General features: G+C 60.9%; 17 protein-coding genes. 4 read left to right on the top strand and 13 right to left on the bottom strand.

Annotated features, from left to right (window positions below; translation table 11 throughout):
* Positions 1-48: 48 nt before the first annotated feature.
* The 6 genes from JIO00_RS28965 to exbB form a co-directional block, all read right to left on the bottom strand.
* A complete protein-coding gene (locus tag JIO00_RS28965; protein WP_010465239.1) occupies positions 49-1,449 on the bottom strand; it encodes an aminoacyl-tRNA deacylase and HDOD domain-containing protein in 1,401 nt (466 codons plus the stop codon).
* 78 nt (positions 1,450-1,527) lie between these two features.
* A complete protein-coding gene (gene recG, locus JIO00_RS28960; protein WP_200667294.1) occupies positions 1,528-3,603 on the bottom strand; it encodes an ATP-dependent DNA helicase RecG in 2,076 nt (691 codons plus the stop codon).
* 9 nt (positions 3,604-3,612) lie between these two features.
* The gene (locus JIO00_RS28955) at positions 3,613-4,542 is read right to left on the bottom strand and encodes a hydrogen peroxide-inducible genes activator (protein ID WP_010465236.1); all 930 of its coding nucleotides are present in this window, start codon (positions 4,540-4,542) and stop codon (positions 3,613-3,615) included.
* Positions 4,543-4,828: 286 nt separating this feature from the next.
* Positions 4,829-5,578 carry an energy transducer TonB family protein gene (locus JIO00_RS28950; RefSeq protein ID WP_077748574.1) on the bottom strand — a complete coding sequence of 250 codons (750 nt, stop codon included), beginning with the start codon at positions 5,576-5,578 and terminating at the stop codon, positions 4,829-4,831.
* On the bottom strand, positions 5,575-6,003 hold the full coding sequence (gene exbD / locus JIO00_RS28945; protein ID WP_010465232.1) for a TonB system transport protein ExbD: 429 nt from the start codon (positions 6,001-6,003) through the stop codon (positions 5,575-5,577). The genes JIO00_RS28950 and exbD overlap by 4 nt, the downstream gene beginning before the upstream one ends.
* A gap of 6 nt (positions 6,004-6,009) precedes the next feature.
* Positions 6,010-6,978 carry a tonB-system energizer ExbB gene (gene exbB / locus JIO00_RS28940; RefSeq protein ID WP_200667293.1) on the bottom strand — a complete coding sequence of 323 codons (969 nt, stop codon included), beginning with the start codon at positions 6,976-6,978 and terminating at the stop codon, positions 6,010-6,012.
* 189 nt (positions 6,979-7,167) lie between these two features.
* Between exbB and JIO00_RS28935 the strand changes: the two genes are divergently transcribed.
* Complete coding sequence (locus JIO00_RS28935; protein WP_154502232.1) at positions 7,168-8,025, top strand: SDR family oxidoreductase; 858 nt, start codon at positions 7,168-7,170, stop codon at positions 8,023-8,025.
* A 143-nt stretch (positions 8,026-8,168) separates the two neighbouring features.
* Here the strand turns inward: JIO00_RS28935 and JIO00_RS28930 are convergent, their stop codons facing one another.
* The 6 genes from JIO00_RS28930 to JIO00_RS28905 form a co-directional block, all read right to left on the bottom strand.
* The gene (locus JIO00_RS28930) at positions 8,169-8,909 is read right to left on the bottom strand and encodes a hypothetical protein (protein ID WP_010465226.1); all 741 of its coding nucleotides are present in this window, start codon (positions 8,907-8,909) and stop codon (positions 8,169-8,171) included.
* Positions 8,910-8,967: 58 nt separating this feature from the next.
* Positions 8,968-9,348: a RidA family protein gene (locus tag JIO00_RS28925; RefSeq protein WP_003229509.1), complete on the bottom strand. Its 381-nt coding sequence runs from the start codon at positions 9,346-9,348 to the stop codon at positions 8,968-8,970.
* 24 nt (positions 9,349-9,372) lie between these two features.
* Positions 9,373-11,478, bottom strand: a complete 2,106-nt coding sequence (spoT, locus tag JIO00_RS28920) for a bifunctional GTP diphosphokinase/guanosine-3',5'-bis pyrophosphate 3'-pyrophosphohydrolase (RefSeq protein WP_010465218.1) — start codon at positions 11,476-11,478, stop codon at positions 9,373-9,375.
* Positions 11,479-11,535: 57 nt separating this feature from the next.
* Positions 11,536-11,799, bottom strand: coding sequence for a DNA-directed RNA polymerase subunit omega (gene rpoZ, locus JIO00_RS28915; protein WP_007894670.1), 264 nt, complete (start codon positions 11,797-11,799; stop codon positions 11,536-11,538).
* A gap of 167 nt (positions 11,800-11,966) precedes the next feature.
* Positions 11,967-12,587, bottom strand: coding sequence for a guanylate kinase (gene gmk, locus JIO00_RS28910; protein WP_010465215.1), 621 nt, complete (start codon positions 12,585-12,587; stop codon positions 11,967-11,969).
* A gap of 12 nt (positions 12,588-12,599) precedes the next feature.
* The gene (locus tag JIO00_RS28905; RefSeq protein ID WP_077748577.1) at positions 12,600-13,463 is read right to left on the bottom strand and encodes a YicC/YloC family endoribonuclease; all 864 of its coding nucleotides are present in this window, start codon (positions 13,461-13,463) and stop codon (positions 12,600-12,602) included.
* A 280-nt stretch (positions 13,464-13,743) separates the two neighbouring features.
* Between JIO00_RS28905 and rph the strand changes: the two genes are divergently transcribed.
* Together rph and JIO00_RS28895 are read left to right on the top strand one after the other, a co-directional pair.
* On the top strand, positions 13,744-14,466 hold the full coding sequence (rph, locus tag JIO00_RS28900; protein WP_200667292.1) for a ribonuclease PH: 723 nt from the start codon (positions 13,744-13,746) through the stop codon (positions 14,464-14,466).
* Between the two features lie 27 nt (positions 14,467-14,493).
* Positions 14,494-14,862, top strand: a complete 369-nt coding sequence (locus JIO00_RS28895; RefSeq protein ID WP_010465209.1) for a DUF4870 domain-containing protein — start codon at positions 14,494-14,496, stop codon at positions 14,860-14,862.
* Between the two features lie 166 nt (positions 14,863-15,028).
* On the opposite strand, the gene JIO00_RS28890 is transcribed toward JIO00_RS28895, so the two are convergent.
* A complete protein-coding gene (locus tag JIO00_RS28890) occupies positions 15,029-15,808 on the bottom strand; it encodes an exodeoxyribonuclease III (protein WP_007934608.1) in 780 nt (259 codons plus the stop codon).
* An 82-nt stretch (positions 15,809-15,890) separates the two neighbouring features.
* On the opposite strand from JIO00_RS28890, the gene pyrE reads away from it, so the two are divergent.
* Positions 15,891-16,535 (top strand): orotate phosphoribosyltransferase, encoded by a 645-nt coding sequence (gene pyrE / locus JIO00_RS28885; protein WP_010465206.1) that lies wholly within the window; start codon positions 15,891-15,893, stop codon positions 16,533-16,535.
* Positions 16,536-16,583 lie beyond the last annotated feature (48 nt).

Here is a 16,583-nt window from a genome sequence, read left to right as displayed (position 1 = left end):
TACAGGGATTGCGTGAATCCTGTGGGAGTGGGCTTGCCCGCGATGCTTTTAGGCTTGGCTGAATTGCGAAGCCAGTTCGCGCAGCAGGACTTCGGCTTCGAGGACTTTGCTGACGACGTCGTTGGCTTTGTCGCGGCTCAGGCCGACGCGCTCGAGCAATGCGTCGGGGATGTCTTCGTCCGGACCGGAGCCGATGCCGCGGCTGCGCAGCAGGCGTACGGCCAGGCAGACGAGGTTCGGGTATTCAGCGTAGGCACCGTCGTAGCTTGGGTCGTGCTGGAAGCGCAACGCAGTGGCCAGTTCGTCGGGCATGTCCCAGTAGCGCATCAGCCACGAACCAATTTGTTCGCGGCTGATGCCGAGCAGGTGTTGCTCGACGTAGCTGTGGCACAGGTGCGGGTTAACTTCCAGGTGACGGCAGATCAGCGAGAAGTGCGGCGGGAAGACGTGGGCCAGCAGCAGGTAGCCGAAGTTGTGCAGCAGGCCGGCGAGGTAGGTCAGGCCGGCTTCCGGGCGCTGGGCGCGGGGCATGGCGCGGGTCAGGCCTTCGATGACGGCGGCGGTGTAGATCGATTGCTGCCAGTACGGCGTGGTGTGTTGCGGGTGGTCTTTGGGCAGGCTCAGGGTTTTGCCCAGGGCCAGGCCCAGCGCCAGGTTGATCACCAGGTCGAAACCCAGGACGCGCACGATCGCGTCTTCCACTGAACGAATTTTGCCCGGCGAGGCGTAGTACGGCGACGCGGCCCAACTGACGACTTGGGCCGCCAGCGCCGGGTCGGTTTCGACCACGCCGGTGATGTCGTCGATGGTGGCGTTGGGGTCAACACGCAGCTTGATGATTTTCTGCGCGGTCTCGGCCAGCGGCGGAATCTCGATGGTGGCTTCCAGGCGTTGCTGGATGCGTCGTGCGGTGAACGCCTGGACGGCCTGGGTGATTTCCTCGCGGTCATCGTCGGGGCGGTCGAGGTTGGGGCGGATGCTGGTCAGGTTCTCGCCGAAGTTGGCGGCGCTGGCCTTGGTCAGCATGCTTTTGAAATCTTCGCTGGTGATTTCCAGCAGCAGGCCCGGCTCGCCCGAGTTGATCAGCAACTTCGGTTCGCGCAGCAGGCTTTCTTCGTACAGGCACGGCGAACTGGTCAGCGCCGGCAGGCCAGGCAGCAGGCTCAGGTTGTGCTTGCCGAGCATTTTCACCAGGCGTTCGGTGGGCACAGCGGTGAGGCGGCGACCGGTCAATTCGGCGAGGCGATTGAGGTCAAGCAACTGGCTTTGCGGGAACAGCACCATCAAGGCACCGACGGCGTCGTCCACCAGAACCGCCTGCACTTTGCGCGAGGCGTTGAGGCCGTGATGATCGAGGACTTCTTCGTAGGCAATGCCCAATTTGCCCAGCAGCAACCGAATAACAGACGGAGCGTGCAGGGGTTCCGGGGCGAGGGCAGCTTCAGTCATGGTCTGTATCCGTATTCAAACAATTGCAGGAGTATAACCAGCTTGTTTAAAAGCATCGTCCACAAACTGCGACGGTGCTCACACTTGGCCGTATTGCTGCCCATGGCGCAGCCAGCGGTCGAGCAGCGGACTGACGTGATCCGGCCAGCGCTCCAGCAATGCGTGGGCGGCGTCGCGCACGGCGGGCAATAGATCGGCGTCGCGCATCAGGTCGGCGACCTTGAATTGCAGCAGGCCGGTCTGGCGCGTACCGAGCATTTCACCGGGGCCGCGCAGCTCGAGGTCCTTTTCGGCGATGACAAAACCGTCGTTGGTTTCACGCATGATGCCCAGGCGCTGACGGCCGATCTGCGACAGCGGCGGATGGTAGAGCAGCACGCAATGGCTGGCGGCGCTGCCTCGACCGACGCGGCCGCGCAATTGGTGCAACTGCGCGAGGCCGAGGCGCTCGGGGTTTTCAATGATCATCAAGCTGGCGTTCGGCACATCGACGCCGACTTCGATCACGGTGGTCGCAACCAGCAGCTGCAAATTGCCGGCCTTGAATTCGGCCATGACGGCGGCTTTTTCCGCGGGCTTCATGCGGCCGTGGATCAGGCCGACCTTCAGCTCGCCGAGCGCGGCGGTGAGGTCTTCGTAAGTGGTTTCGGCGGCCTGACAGGTCAGCTCTTCCGATTCTTCAATCAGCGTGCACACCCAATAGGCCTGACGCCCTTCGGCACAGGCGCCGCGCACGCGTTCGATGACTTCGACACGCCGGGTATCGGTGACCAATACCGTGTTGACCGGGGTTCGGCCGGGCGGCAGTTCGTCGAGGATCGAGGTGTCGAGGTCGGCGTAGGCGCTCATGGCCAGCGTTCGTGGAATCGGCGTGGCGGTCATGATCAGCTGATGGGGGCACATCCGCCCGCCGACGCCTTTCTGCCGCAATGCCAAGCGCTGCTGCACGCCAAAGCGGTGCTGTTCGTCGATGATTGCCAGTGCAAGGTTCTTGAACTGCACTTCCTCCTGGAACAGCGCGTGAGTGCCGACCACCATGGGTGCGCCATTGGCGATCTGCTCCAGCGCGGCCACGCGGTTTTTGCCCTTGAGCTTGCCGGCCAGCCACGCGACTTCAATGCCCAGCGGTTCGAGCCAGCGCTTGAAGGTGATGAAGTGCTGCTCGGCGAGAATTTCCGTGGGCGCCATCAATGCGACCTGATAACCAGCCTCCAACGCCTGAAGCGCGGCGAGGGCCGCGACCACGGTTTTGCCCGCGCCGACGTCGCCCTGAATCAGTCGCAGCATCGGTTCGTGCTGGCTCAGGTCGTAGGCGATTTCGTTGCCGACTCGTTGCTGTGCGCCGGTTGGCGTAAAGCCCAGATTGGCCAGGTATTGCGCCGGCAGTTTGGTGGCTTTCGGCATCGCCGGCGCGCGCAGGGAGCGCATGCTTTCGCGCAGACGTTGCTGGGATAGCTGATGGGTCAGCAGTTCTTCAAAGGCCAGACGGTGCTGCGCCCAGTGATGGCCGAGGGCAAGTTCGTCGACATCGGCATCGGCGGGCGGGTGATGCAGGTAGCGGATTGCATCGGCCAGCGGCGCGAGTTGATAGTCCCGGGCCAATTCGGTCGGCAGCCAGTCGGGCAGGCTGGTCGGGCCGAGCATGGTCAGGGTTTGCATGCACAGTTGGCGCAAGCGCTGCTGGGTCAGGCCTTCGGTGAGCGGGTAGACCGGGGTCAGGGTTTCATCCACCGGCGGTGGCTCGTCGCCGGTGATGGCGCGGTATTCCGGGTGGTAGATTTCCAACCCCGACGCACCGGGCCGGGCTTCGCCGTAGCAGCGAATCCGCGTGCCGCGTTTGAGGCCTTCTTTCTGGGCGTTGCTGAAATGGTAGAAGCGCAGACTGAGCCCGCCGGTGCCGTCCTGCAGACGCACGACGAGGCTGCGGCGACGGCCCATGACCACGTCGGCGCCGCTGACGGTGCCTTCGATCACGGCGTCCTGGCCGGGTCGCAAATGGCCAATCGGGACCACACGGGTGCGGTCCTGATAACGCAGCGGCAGGTGGAACAGCACGTCCTGGAGATTCTCCAGGCCGACCTTGGCCAGTTTCTCGGCCATGGCCTCGCCGACACCCTTGAGTGCCGTGACCGACACTTGCGACAACTCGGTCATGGCAGCGACTTAGGCCGCAACCACCGGTGCTTGCGGCTTGGCCACCGAGCACAGGCGAATGGAGTCAGCGAGGATCTCGATGGCTTTCGGACGCGGGAAGCTCGCGCGCCACGCAATGGCCACGGTGCGGAACGGCACCGGAGGCGTCAGTGGGCGCACTTCGATCACGCCGGGGGCGTAGTGATGGCTGTCGACGGCCGACAGCGGCAGGATCGAAATGCCCAGGCCGGACGCGACCATGTGGCGGATGGTTTCCAGAGAGCTGGATTCCACCGTGGTGTGCTTGGCGCCGTCGTTGCCTTTGGCCAGGGTCGGGCAGGCTTCCAGCACTTGATCGCGGAAGCAGTGGCCTTCGCCGAGCAGCAGCAGGCTCTTGTCGTTGAGCAGGCTGGCGTCGATGGATTCTTTTTGCGTCCACGGGTGCTGGGCCGGCATCAGCACGTAGAACGGCTCGTCGTAGAGCTGCAGGGTCAGCACGTCGGCTTCGTTGAACGGCAGGGCGATGATGATCGCGTCGAGCTCGCCGTTGCGGAGTTTGTCGCGCAGTACGTGAGTGAAGTTTTCTTCGATGTACAACGGCATCTGCGGGGCTACCCGGTGCAGTTGTGGAATCAGGTGCGGAAACAGGTACGGGCCGACGGTGTAGATCGCGCCGACTTTCAGCGGAGCGGTCAGCTGGTTTTTGCCTGCCTGGGCCAGTTCGCGAATGCCTTGGGCCTGTTCCAGGACTTTCTGCGCCTGGGCAACGATGCCTTCACCGACCGGAGTCAGGCGCACGGCACTCTTGCTGCGCTCGAAAATCAGCACACCGAGTTCGTCTTCAAGCTTTTTCACGCCCACCGACAGGGTCGGCTGACTGACGTGGCAACGCTCGGCCGCGTGGCCGAAATGCTGCTCTTGGGCGAGGGTAACGATGTAGCGTAATTCTGTGAGAGTCATAGCAAGCGTCCATGAAGTTGCGCGCCAAGCATAACGGCTGCAATCGATAGACGCACGTTATCAGAGTGAGTGTGCAGAGTGACACTGGGTAATGCCGGTTTGCCGCTGGCAGATACACAAAAGGCACCTTTCGGTGCCTTCTCTGCATGATCATGGACTTTCCTGCTGGAGGAGACCCCTGTAGGAGTGAGCCTGCTCGCGATAGCGGTATTACATTCACCGAAAAGGTCGAATGTGGTGGCCTGATCGCGAGCAGGCTCACTCCTGCAATGGTTTTGTGTTGCGTTTAGCGGCGGCGTTTTTCCAGTGAGTAGAGGAATGGCGCCGTGATTTCGATGGTGCCATTGGTCAGCATGTCCGCCGGTGGCTTGGGCAGCGGTTGGGCGAGGCGGATCATTTCCAGGGTAGCGCGGTCCAGATCGGCGGTGCCTGAACGGCTCACCAGTTCGTACGACAACACATTACCTTCGCCATCAACGATGAAGCGCAGACGGTTGGTGCCTTGCTTGCCCCGATTCTGTGCACTCACCGGGTACTTTTTGTACTTGCCCAAGTGCGCGAGCAAAGTGCCTTCCCAGCTGGCCTTGGCAGCCTGTTGTGCAGGCGATGGGCCCGGTGCTGGTTGCGCGGATTTCTCCGTCGGTGCCTGGGTCGGTTGCGCGTCGCTAGGCTTCTCCTCGGACGGTTTCTCCTTCGGCGGCTCCGGCTTTTTCTCCACAGGCTTGGGTGGTTGCGGCTTCGGCTTGGGTTTGACCGGCTTCGGCACAACGATCTCGGCCTTCGGCACTTCAGCCAGTTTCGGGATCGGCAGTTCTTCCACCGGGGCCGGTGGCTGTGGCGGCGTTATCACCTTCGGCGGTGCCGGAGGTGGTGGGGCCGGAACCGGCGCCAACTCGACCATCATCGCCTGCGGAGGCAGCTCGATGGGTGGGCGCGACGTCCAGTTCAGCGCCAGCGCAATAGCCAGTGCATGGACGCCCAGCACCACGGCCAGGCTCGCGCTGTAACGCGTCAGCTTATGGCGCGTCGTGATCATTTCTTGACTGCCGTCTCGAGCCCGACCAGACCTACCTTCAGGTAACCGGCGGAGCGCAGGTTGTCCATCACGCTCATCAGGTCGCCGTAATCCACGCCTTTATCGGCCTGGAAGAAGATCGTCGTGTCTTTCTTGCCCTGGGTCCTGGCGTCGAGGGTGGCGCCAAGTGCTTCGGCCTTCACTTCGTCTTCACCGAGGAACAGGCGCTGGTCAGCCTTGACGCTGAGGAACACCGGCTTCTCTGGCCGCGGCGCCGGTTTGGCGCTGGAGGCGGGCAGGTCGACCTTGATGTCCACGGTGGCCAACGGAGCGGCCACCATGAAGATGATCAACAGCACCAGCATCACGTCGATGAACGGCGTGACGTTGATTTCATGGTTCTCGGCCAGATCGTCGTCTGCGCCTTCTTTCAAATGCAAGCCCATGGCTGATTACCCTACTTTGACCATGTGGGGTTGCGTGGAGCGCTCGGCGGTCGGCAGGTGATCGAGGTCGCGGCTGACCAGCAGCAGGACTTCAGCCGAGGCATCGGACACTTGCGCCTTGTAGCCAGCGATGGAGCGGGCGAAGACGTTGTAGATCACAACAGCAGGAATCGCCGCAACCAGACCCAGCGCGGTGGCCAGCAGGGCTTCGGCGATGCCGGGGGCGACGACGGCGAGGTTGGTGGTCTGGGTTTTGGCGATGCCGATGAAGCTGTTCATGATGCCCCACACGGTGCCGAACAGGCCCACGAATGGCGCGGTGGAACCGATGGTGGCGAGCACGCCGGTGCCGCTGCTCATGTTGCGACCGCAGGCTGCAACCAGACGCTCGAGACGGAAGGCAACACGTTCCTTGATGCCTTCTTTCTCGCGGCTGTTGACAGACAATCGCATCTCTTCCAAGGCGTCATGCACCAGCAGGTTGGCGAGGGTGCCTTGCTTCGTGGCGGTGGCGCTGGCTTCTTTAAGGGTGGTGGCTTTTTTCAGGTGGACGATTTCAGTGCGCAGACGCCGCTTGGCGCCCATCAGCTCGAAGCCCTTGGCGATCCAGATGGTCCAGGTGATGATCGAGGCGATAGCCAGACCGATCATCACGATTTTTACGATAATGTCGGCGTTCTGGTACATGCCCCAAGGCGACAGGTCGTGGGCCATGCCCAGAGTGTTGTCGGCTTCGAGAACTTCAGTCACGTCTTCGGCATCTACTGCCTGAGCCGGGTCGGTTGCGGCGGGTGCAACGGCGGGGGCGGCATGATCAGCCGGGGCTGGAGCAGCGGCGGCGGCCGGAGTGGCCGGAGCTTGTACGTCAGCGAAAGCGGCGGTCGGTGCCAGCATCAGGCTGAGCAGCAGGGCGGCCACTGCGCTCCAGGCGCGAGGTCGTTTGGTTGGCGAAGCGGGGAATTGATTGCGTGTCATGCTGGCCGGACCTGAAATAGAAAAACGGTAAATGCTCTTCCAGGCCTCGTAAGGCCGAGAACAAAAGTGGCGTGCATTATTGCAAGTAATTCTTGTTAACAAAAGTAATAGAGTATCTTTTTTTCCTTCATTGCTAGCCGCTCGTCCATTGTCGGCGCTAGTCTTTGCCTTTCTGATGGGAGTTTTCTGATGTCTGCGCCTTCTGTTTTGATCGCCGGCTGTGGTGATGTCGGCGGTCGTTTGGCCACGCAATTGATGGCTTCCGGGTGGGAGGTTCATGGCCTGAGGCGGGACGTCTCGCGCCTGCCCGAGGGAGTCATTGGCGTTGCCGGCGACTTGTTCGATAAGGACTGTCCTGAGACGTGGCCCATCGGTGCCGTGGATTACCTCGTTTATTGTGCGGCCGCGACCAATCACGATGAAGCCGGTTATCGCGCCGCGTATGTCGAGGGGTTGGAGCATGTGCTGGAGTGGCTCGACGACTACGGGCAGGTACCGAATCGCCTGCTGTTTGTTTCCAGCAGCAGTGTGTATGGGCAGCAGGAGGGCGAGTGGGTCGACGAGACTTCGCCGACCCTTGCATCAGGCTACTCGGGTCGATTGATGCTGGAGGCCGAGAAAGTGGCACTCCAGAGCGGCATCCCGGCAAGCATCGTGCGCTTGACTGGTATCTACGGCCCGGGCCGCGAATGGCTGCTGACTCAAGTGCGTCGTGGCTATCGCGTGGCGGTTGACCCGCCGCTGTATGGCAACCGCATCCACGCCGATGACGCGGCGGGCTTGATGGCGTTTCTGCTTGAAGCGGATCGACGCGGGGTGGCGTTGGATGACGTCTACATCGGTGTCGACGACGCGCCAGCGCCGCTGGCCGAAGTGGTGGGCTGGTTGCGTGAGTATCTGGGCGTGACCGAGTGGGCTGACGACGCGAGCGTACGGCGCACGGGTAGCAAGCAATGCAGCAATGCCCGGGCGAAGGCCTTGGGCTGGGCGCCAAAGTACCCAACGTATCGCGAGGGCTACGCCGCTATTCTTGAAGGCCGTTGCTGACTTTCATGCGCCCAAAATACCTGTAGGAGCGAGGCTTACCCGCGACGGCGTCATAACTTCCAACATTTATGTTGGCTGTTACATCGCCTTCGCGGGCAAGCCTCGCTCCTACACTGGATTTGTGTTGGCCTTCAGGGGCCGGGTTACTGCTTTTCCAGCAACCACTTGCGATCACCCGGCGTGAACTGAGGCATTTCATCCGCCTGAGCCGTGTTCACTGCCTGCAGAATCTCCAGTTCCTTGCCCTTGCGCGCAAAGATCCAGGTATTGCCCTGGCCGTTCACTTGCAGCCACATGTTGTCATTGCCGCCGCTCATCGACGCGCAATCGCCCGCCAGGCAAAGGGCATATCGATCGGCACCCGGCAGTCCGGCAACCTGGCCATCGGCCTGGAATTGCACGGTATTGCCTTCGCCCGGACCGTTGACGATTTTCCAGCTGCCGCCCATGTAGGCGGTGTACAGCGCGCGTTCGAAGCTCGCGCCAATCGGTGCGCCATCCGGGACCGGAATCAACGCGCGGTCAAAGACCTGCTCCGGCTCGTTTTCGCTGGCGGCCTGGCTCAGTTGCTTGCCGTCACGCTTCAGCTCGCTGGCGGAGCTGCCATAAAAGTCGACTTTCCAGGCGCCGGACTCTTCGCCCAGCAGCTTGCCGTCGACGTTCTCAAAACCGTTGGTGTAGCGGGCCTGAGCGGCCTTGGTGTTGACGTCCCATTCCAGGTTCGGGCCATAAGCCTGGAGCGCTTCACGCAGGGGGCCACCTTTGGACGCAGCGTCGATCGCCACCTGATTGATCCAGGTGCCGCTGATGTCACGGTCGGCAGGGTTGCTGGCACAACCGCCCAAGAGTAGGGCGACCAGCGAGAGAGCTAGCGCATGGCGCATGGTGGAATCCTTTCAGAAACGAAGTCGACGCAACCTTGAAAAGGCTGCGCCGGATGTATTACTCGATGACCAGAATGGCATCCATTTCAACCTGCGAACCCTTTGGCAGGGCGGCTACGCCGATGGCGGCGCGGGCAGGGTATGGCTGGTCAAAGTACTTGCCCATGATCTCGTTGACCTTGGCGAAGTGGCTCAGGTCGGTGAGGAAGATGTTCAGTTTGACGATGTCCTTGAACGAACCGCCAGCGGCTTCGGCCACGGCTTTGAGGTTCTCGAACACCTGGACGGTCTGGGCTTCGAAGCCTTCAACCAGTTCCATGGTTTTTGGGTCCAGAGGAATCTGGCCCGACATGTAGACGGTGTTGCCAGCCTTGATCGCCTGGGAGTAAGTACCGATGGCAGCCGGGGCCTTGTCGCTGGTGATAACAGTCTTGGTCATGAATGACTCCTTGTAATAGTGGGCTTAGGCGCGCATGCGGGTGATGCGGATCACCCCGGTCAACGCACGCAGTTTCTTGATCACACGGGCCAGGTGCACGCGGTCGTGCACGCTGACCACCAGTTGGACCACGCTGATGCGACCATCGCGTTCATCCATGCTGATTTTCTCGATATTGCCGTCGGCCGCGTTGACGCTGCTGGCCAGCAGTGCGATCAGGCCGCGCTGATGTTCCAGTTCGACGCGCAGCTCGACGTTGAATTCGCCGGTGACATCCTTGGCCCAAGAGAGCTGGATGCATTTTTCCGGGTTGTGACGGATTTCGCTGATGTTGCGGCAGTTGTCCAGGTGCACGACCATGCCTTTGCCGGCGGACAAGTGACCAACAATCGGGTCGCCCGGGATCGGCGTGCAGCACTTGGCGTAGCTCAGCACCAGGCCTTCGGTGCCGCGAATCGCCAGCGGGCCTTCCGGACTTGGCAGCTGTTCGCCTTCGCCAAGCAGGCGGCGGGCGACTACATAGGCCATTCGATTGCCCAGGCCGATGTCTTCCAGCAAGTCTTCGATCAGTTCGAGACGGTATTCGGCGAGCATCGCCTTGACGCGGTCGGCCGGTACTTTTTCCAGCGAGCTGTCGAAACCATTGAGCACTTTGTTCAGCAGGCGCTCGCCCAGGCTGATGGACTCGGAACGGCGTTGCAGTTTCAGCGCATGGCGGATGTGGGTCCGTGCCTTGCCCGTGACCACGAAGTTGAGCCACGCCGGGTTCGGCCGGGCACCGGGAGCACTGACGATCTCGACCGTGGAGCCGCTTTGCAGCGGTTCGGACAGCGGCGCAAGACGACGATTGATCCGGCAGGCAATGCAGCTGTTGCCCACGTCGGTGTGCACCGCGTAAGCGAAGTCGACCGCCGTGGAGCCTTTGGGCAGCTCCATGATCCGGCCTTTGGGCGTGAACACGTAGACCTCGTCCGGGAACAGGTCGATCTTCACGCTTTCGATGAATTCCAGCGAGTTGCCGGCCCGTTGCTGCATTTCCAGCACGCCTTTGACCCACTGGCGGGCGCGGGCGTGAGTGCCTTTTGGCTGCTCGTCGCCGCTGGATTTGTACAGCCAATGGGCGGCGATGCCGTTGTTGGCCATCTCTTCCATTTCACGGGTGCGGATCTGGATCTCGATCGGAACACCGTGCATGCCGAACAGCGTGGTGTGCAGCGACTGGTAGCCGTTAGCCTTGGGAATCGCGATGTAATCCTTGAAGCGTCCCGGCAACGGTTTGTACAAATTATGCACAGCACCTAGCACGCGGTAGCAGGTGTCGACCTTGTCGACGATGATCCGGAACGCATAGACGTCCATGATCTCGTTGAAGGCCCGACGCTTGCCGCGCATTTTCTTGTAGATGCCGTAGAGGTGTTTCTGACGACCGCTGACCTCGCCCTGGATGCCATCGATGGCCAGGCAGTGGCTGAGGGACTCTTCGATCTTGTTGACGATTTCCTTGCGGTTGCCCCGAGCGCGTTTGACGGCCTGGTTGATCCGTGCGGAACGCATCGGGTGCATGGCCTTGAAGCCGAGGTCTTCGAATTCTATGCGGATGGCGTGCATGCCCAGCCGGTTGGCGATGGGCGCATAGATTTCCAGGGTTTCCTTGGCGATCCGCCGACGCTTTTCACCGGACAGGACTTCCAGCGTGCGCATGTTGTGCAGGCGGTCGGCGAGCTTGACCAGGATCACGCGAATGTCGCGCGCCATGGCCATGGCCATTTTCTGGAAGTTTTCGGCTTGTGCTTCGGCCTTGGTCTCGAAGTTCATCTGGGTCAGTTTGCTGACCCCGTCTACCAGTTCGGCCACGGTTTCGCCGAACTGCGCTTGCAGCGCTTCCTTGGCAATACCGGTGTCTTCGATCACGTCATGCAGCATCGCCGCCATCAGGCTCTGATGGTCCATGTGCATGTCGGCAAGAATGTTCGCCACCGCAAGAGGATGCGTGACGTACGCCTCACCGCTGCGGCGGCGTTGGCCGTCGTGGGCTTGCTCGGCGTAGAAGTACGCTCGGCGGACCAGGTTGACCTGGTCCTTGCCGAGGTAGGTCGATAAGCGATCGGCGAGGGCGTCTATGCTCGGCATGATGACTCCTGCCGTTCGCTGTGACCCCGCGCCGTGCTACGTCGACCAGGCATAGGCTTAGACTGCCTCGTTGGACTCGTCCTCGAACGCTGCGAACAGCGGTTCGTCTTCGACGATTTCAGCATTGGCGATGAACTCGTAGCTCATCAGGCCTTCGGCGATTTCACGCAAGGCTACAACGGTAGGCTTGTCGTTTTCCCACTGGACCAGTGGCTCTTTGCCGCCGGTGGCCAGTTGACGGGCACGCTTGGTGGACAGCATGACCAGTTCAAAACGGTTTTCCACGTGGTTCAGGCAGTCTTCAACGGTTACGCGGGCCATGGTATTCCTCGGAGCGAATGCAATATGCGCGCTGCCCGGGTGGGCGAGCGGACTGAACAGTTTAAAAAATCACCAGCGATTAGGGAAGCGCTGATTTTTTGACCAAGCCCTTCAACGCGCTGCAAGTGCCAATGTAAAGCCCTTGCAGCGGTTTTGGGAAGGGCTGTTTAGCCGAGCAATTCAGCCAAAAGTTTTCCGTTGCGCTGCTGCTGACGCTTCTGATGCAGCTGATTGGCACGGAAAATCGCCTGCAAATCCTTCAGCGCATGGGCGAAATCGTCATTGATGATCAGGTAGTCGTAGTCGACGTAGTGGCTCATTTCGCTGACGGCTTCGCGCATCCGGCCTTCAATGACCTCGTCACTGTCCTGGCCGCGATTGTTCAGACGCTGATGCAGGGCTTGCAGGGACGGCGGCAGAATGAAGATAGAGCGGGCCTGAGGCATCAATTTGCGCACTTGCTCGGCACCTTGCCAGTCGATTTCCAGAATCAGGTCGTGGCCTTCGTCCAGGGTCTGCTGCAGGTGGCTTTGCGAGGTGCCATAGAGGTTGCCGAACACTTCGGCGCGCTCGAGGAAATCCCCGTGCTCGATCATCTTCACGAACTCGCCGCGTTCGACGAAGTGATAGTTCACGCCGTTCACTTCACCGGGGCGCATGGCGCGGGTGGTGTGGGAGACCGAGACGCGGATCTCCTGGTCAGCGTCGGTCAGGGCCTTGACCAGGCTGCTCTTGCCCGCGCCCGAAGGGGCGGAAATGATGTACAGGGTGCCGGTGCTGTGGGTCATGTCGGGGTTGCCTTACTCAATATTCTGCACTTGTTCGCGCATCTGCTCGATCAACACTTTGAGGTTGACCGCCGCTTGGGTGCTGCGCGGGTCGAAGGCTTTGGAGCCCAGTGTGTTGGCTTCGCGGTTGAGCTCCTGCATCAGGAAGTCCAGGCGCCGACCGGCAGCGCCGCCGGATTTGAGTACCCGGCGAACTTCAATGATGTGAGTGCTCAAGCGATCCAGTTCTTCGGCGACGTCGCTCTTTTGCGCGAGCATGACCATTTCCTGCTCGAGTCGCTGCGGGTCCATCTCGGCTTTCATGTCGGCAAAGCGGTCGAGGACTTTCTGGCGTTGGGTGGCGAGCATCTGCGGGACCAGTTCGCGCAGGGTCACCACATCTTCTTCGATGGAGGTGAGGCGATCGTTGATCAACCGGGCCAGCTCCGCGCCTTCGCGCTCGCGGCCGGCCTTGAGTTCTTTCAGACCTTCATTGAACAGCGCCAGTGCTTCGGCATTCAAGGCTTGCGGGTCAGCGGCGTCGCCCACCAGAACGCCAGGCCAGGCCAGGACTTCCAGCGGATTCAATGCGGCGGGATTCTTGATCAGCCCGGCGATGGTCTCGGCGGCAGCGACCAATTGCGCGGCGCGCTCGCGGTCCACTTGCAGGGGTTTGTCGGTGTTTTCTTCGGTGAAGCGCAGAGTGCATTCGAGCTTGCCCCGGGATATCCCCTGGCGCAGCGCTTCGCGGACCGCACCTTCGAGGTCGCGAAACGACTCCGGCAGGCGCAAATGGGGTTCCAGGTAGCGGCTGTTGACCGAGCGCAATTCCCAGCTCAGGGTGCCTTGGGCGCCGGCTTTTTCAACGCGGGCGAAGGCGGTCATGCTGTGCACCATGGAGGTACCTCGCAATTCAGGTTTGCGTTACCAAAGGTTTCGCGAGACCCGATATCTGTGAATTAAAGCCGACAGGCAGCAAAGGCGCAGGATTGTAGCGCAGTGGGGCGGATGCGCCCAAACACACGGTGTGACAAAGGGCTGCAGGCCGTCGGTAAAGCGCTGTTCTAAGCTCTAGTCAGCGCCTTCAATCGTCGGACGGATTTTTTAGAAGTGCCCAGTCTTGGCGCGCGGCTCTATAATGCTCGGCAGTTTTCCGTCCTCCGTACAGGTATTCCCTATGAAACGTCCAAGTGGTCGCGCTGCCGATCAGCTCCGCTCGATCCGCATTACCCGCAACTACACCAAACACGCCGAGGGATCTGTACTGGTCGAATTCGGTGATACCAAAGTCATCTGCACGGTCAGCGTCGAGAACGGCGTACCGCGTTTCCTCAAGGGCCAGGGCCAAGGCTGGTTGACCGCGGAATACGGCATGCTGCCGCGCGCCACTGGCGAGCGTAACCAGCGTGAAGCGAGCCGTGGCAAGCAAGGCGGTCGCACCCTGGAAATCCAGCGTCTGATCGGTCGCTCCCTGCGTGCTTCGCTGGACATGTCCAAGCTGGGCGACGTCACCCTGTACGTCGACTGCGACGTGATCCAGGCCGACGGTGGCACCCGCACCGCATCCATCACCGGCGCCATGGTTGCGCTGGTCGATGCCTTGAAAGTGATCAAGAAGCGCGGCGGCCTGAAAGGCGGTGACCCGCTCAAGCAAATGATCGCGGCCGTTTCGGTGGGTATGTACCAGGGCGAGCCTGTGCTTGACCTCGACTACCTGGAAGACTCGACTGCCGAGACTGACCTGAACGTGGTGATGACCAGCACTGGCGGCTTCATCGAAGTCCAGGGCACTGCCGAAGGCGCGCCGTTCCAGCCGGAAGAGCTGAACGCTATGCTTGAACTGGCGAAGAAAGGCATGACCGAGATCTTCGAACTGCAAAAGGCCGCACTGGCCGACTGATCGGATGTTCCACGCAAGGAGGACACCATGAGTGACGAGCAGCAGCTACTTCCCATCCCGAGCAAAGAGGCTCGGCAGTGGGCAATGTTTTGTCACTTGTCCGCGTTGCTGGGAATCTGGATTCCGTTCGGTACGCTGATCGGCCCGCTGATCCTCTGGCAGATGAAGCGCGAGATGGACCCGTTTGTCGATGCCCAGGGCAAGGAGGCGCTGAACTTTCAGATCACCGTCGCCATTGCCTCTGCCATCTGCTTCCTGCTGATGGTGGTGATCATCGGGTTCTTCCTGTTCGGTCTGGTGGCGATTGGTGCGTTGGTACTGACGATCATCGGTGGTGTGAAAGCCAATGAAGGGGTGCCGTATCGGTATCCGTTCACCTGGCGGTTGATCAAGTAGCCACCGCTGTCCCGTAGGAGCGAGGATTGCCCGCGAATTGAGGCGCCTCGGTCTGTCAGGAACAACGCGTTATCGTTCTTCGCGGGCAAGCCTCGCTCCTACAGGAATGAGGCGCGCACAAAAAAGCCGACGGCGATGTCGGCTTTTTTGTGTCTGCGAAAGACGCTTAAATGGTCAGCGTCCAGTCGTAGTCCACGATCAGTGGTGCGTGTTGCGAGAACCGTGGCTGGCGTGGCAGGCGTGCGCTGCGAACAAAGCGGCGCAGGCCAGGGGTCAGCAACTGGTAGTCGAAACGCCAACCGAGGTTGAGCATTTCCGCCTGTTCGTTGTCCGGCCACCAGCTGTACTGGTCGCCTTCACGGCTGACTTCACGCAGGGCATCAACATAGCCCATGTTGCCGACAATCTCGTCCATCCAGGCACGTTCAGGTGCCAGGAAGCCTGGGGATTGCTGGCTGTCGCGCCAGTTCTTGATATCCAGCTTCTGTTGCGCCACGTACAGCGAGCCACAATAAATGTACTCGCGACGTTTGCGTCGCTGTTTATCCAGATAACGGGCGAAATCGTCCATTAGCTTGAACTTCTGGTTCAAGTCTTCATCGCCGTTCTGCCCCGAAGGGAGCAGCAAGGTCGCGATGCTGACCTTGTCGAAATCGGCTTGCAGGTAGCGCCCGTAGCGGTCGGCTGTCTCGAAACCGAGACCGCTGATGACTGCCTTCGGTTGCAACCGCGAATACAAAGCCACGCCACCCTGGGCGGGAACTTCGGCTTCGCAGGCATAAAGGAAGTAGCCATCCAGTTGGAAGGCTGGATCGTCCAGTTCAAAGGCGGAGGCGCGGGTGTCCTGCAGGCAGATGACGTCGGCATTCTGTGCTTGCAGCCAACTGAGCAACCCTCGCTCCACTGCAGCCTGAATACCATTGACGTTCACACTGATGATCCGCATAAATGGCCCCAAAAATCGCGTGCGTGTATGATACACGGCGTCAACCTAATTAGCTAAATCCGTGGTATTTGGGGTTTTTTTCATGCAAGCGTATCAGCGCGATTTCATTCGTTTTGCCATCGATCGCGGCGTTTTGCGCTTCGGCGAGTTCACCCTGAAGTCCGGGCGCACCAGTCCTTACTTCTTCAATGCCGGCCTGTTCAATACCGGTTCGGCTCTTGCGCAGCTGGGTCGTTTCTACGCGGCAGCCATCGTCGAGAGCGGTATTTCGTTCGATGTATTGTTTGGCCCGGCGTACAAAGGCATCCCGCTGGCGGCGACCACTGCGGTGGCGCTGGCCGAACATCATGGCCGTGATTTGCCGTGGTGCTTCAACCGCAAAGAGGCCAAGGCCCACGGTGAAGGCGGCAGTCTCGTTGGCGCCCCGTTGACCGGTGACGTGCTGATCATCGACGACGTGATCACCGCCGGCACCGCGATCCGTGAAGTGATGCAAATCATCGCTTCCCAGGACGGCGCCAAGGCCAAGGGCGTGCTCATCGCCCTGAACCGTCAGGAGCGTGGCAACGGCGAGTTGTCGGCGATCCAGGAAGTGGAGCGTGATTTCGGCATTCCGGTGATCAGCATTGTGTCGCTGAACCAGGTGCTGGAGTTCCTGGCGGATGATCCGCAGCTCAAGCAGCACCTGCCAGCCGTAGAAGCGTACCGCGCCCAGTACGGCGTCTAACGCTGACCTGTAGGAGCGAGGCTTGCCCGCGAAGGCGTCGTCACATTC

The organism is Pseudomonas sp. SW-3 (assembly GCF_016615645.1).
In the GTDB taxonomy this organism is placed as follows: Bacteria; Pseudomonadota; Gammaproteobacteria; order Pseudomonadales; family Pseudomonadaceae; genus Aquipseudomonas; species Aquipseudomonas mandelii.
Note: the sequence above shows the minus strand (reverse complement) of the source record. Positions and strands in the feature narration are given on the sequence as shown.

What these genes read in the sequence shown, in the direction of transcription:
- JIO00_RS28890 (WP_007934608.1), bottom strand. Translation starts at nt 15,808, where the DNA reads ATGCGGATCATCAGTGTGAACGTCAATGGTATTCAGGCTGCAGTGGAG.
- JIO00_RS28925 (WP_003229509.1), bottom strand. Translation starts at nt 9,348, where the DNA reads ATGACCAAGACTGTTATCACCAGCGACAAGGCCCCGGCTGCCATCGGT.
- exbD (WP_010465232.1), bottom strand. Translation starts at nt 6,003, where the DNA reads ATGGGCTTGCATTTGAAAGAAGGCGCAGACGACGATCTGGCCGAGAAC.
- JIO00_RS28895 (WP_010465209.1), top strand. Translation starts at nt 14,494, where the DNA reads ATGAGTGACGAGCAGCAGCTACTTCCCATCCCGAGCAAAGAGGCTCGG.
- spoT (WP_010465218.1), bottom strand. Translation starts at nt 11,478, where the DNA reads ATGCCGAGCATAGACGCCCTCGCCGATCGCTTATCGACCTACCTCGGC.
- JIO00_RS28935 (WP_154502232.1), top strand. Translation starts at nt 7,168, where the DNA reads ATGTCTGCGCCTTCTGTTTTGATCGCCGGCTGTGGTGATGTCGGCGGT.
- rph (WP_200667292.1), top strand. Translation starts at nt 13,744, where the DNA reads ATGAAACGTCCAAGTGGTCGCGCTGCCGATCAGCTCCGCTCGATCCGC.
- recG (WP_200667294.1), bottom strand. Translation starts at nt 3,603, where the DNA reads ATGACCGAGTTGTCGCAAGTGTCGGTCACGGCACTCAAGGGTGTCGGC.
- JIO00_RS28965 (WP_010465239.1), bottom strand. Translation starts at nt 1,449, where the DNA reads ATGACTGAAGCTGCCCTCGCCCCGGAACCCCTGCACGCTCCGTCTGTT.
- JIO00_RS28955 (WP_010465236.1), bottom strand. Translation starts at nt 4,542, where the DNA reads ATGACTCTCACAGAATTACGCTACATCGTTACCCTCGCCCAAGAGCAG.
- pyrE (WP_010465206.1), top strand. Translation starts at nt 15,891, where the DNA reads ATGCAAGCGTATCAGCGCGATTTCATTCGTTTTGCCATCGATCGCGGC.
- exbB (WP_200667293.1), bottom strand. Translation starts at nt 6,978, where the DNA reads ATGACACGCAATCAATTCCCCGCTTCGCCAACCAAACGACCTCGCGCC.
- rpoZ (WP_007894670.1), bottom strand. Translation starts at nt 11,799, where the DNA reads ATGGCCCGCGTAACCGTTGAAGACTGCCTGAACCACGTGGAAAACCGT.
- gmk (WP_010465215.1), bottom strand. Translation starts at nt 12,587, where the DNA reads ATGACCCACAGCACCGGCACCCTGTACATCATTTCCGCCCCTTCGGGC.
- JIO00_RS28905 (WP_077748577.1), bottom strand. Translation starts at nt 13,463, where the DNA reads ATGGTGCACAGCATGACCGCCTTCGCCCGCGTTGAAAAAGCCGGCGCC.
- JIO00_RS28950 (WP_077748574.1), bottom strand. Translation starts at nt 5,578, where the DNA reads ATGATCACGACGCGCCATAAGCTGACGCGTTACAGCGCGAGCCTGGCC.
- JIO00_RS28930 (WP_010465226.1), bottom strand. Translation starts at nt 8,909, where the DNA reads ATGCGCCATGCGCTAGCTCTCTCGCTGGTCGCCCTACTCTTGGGCGGT.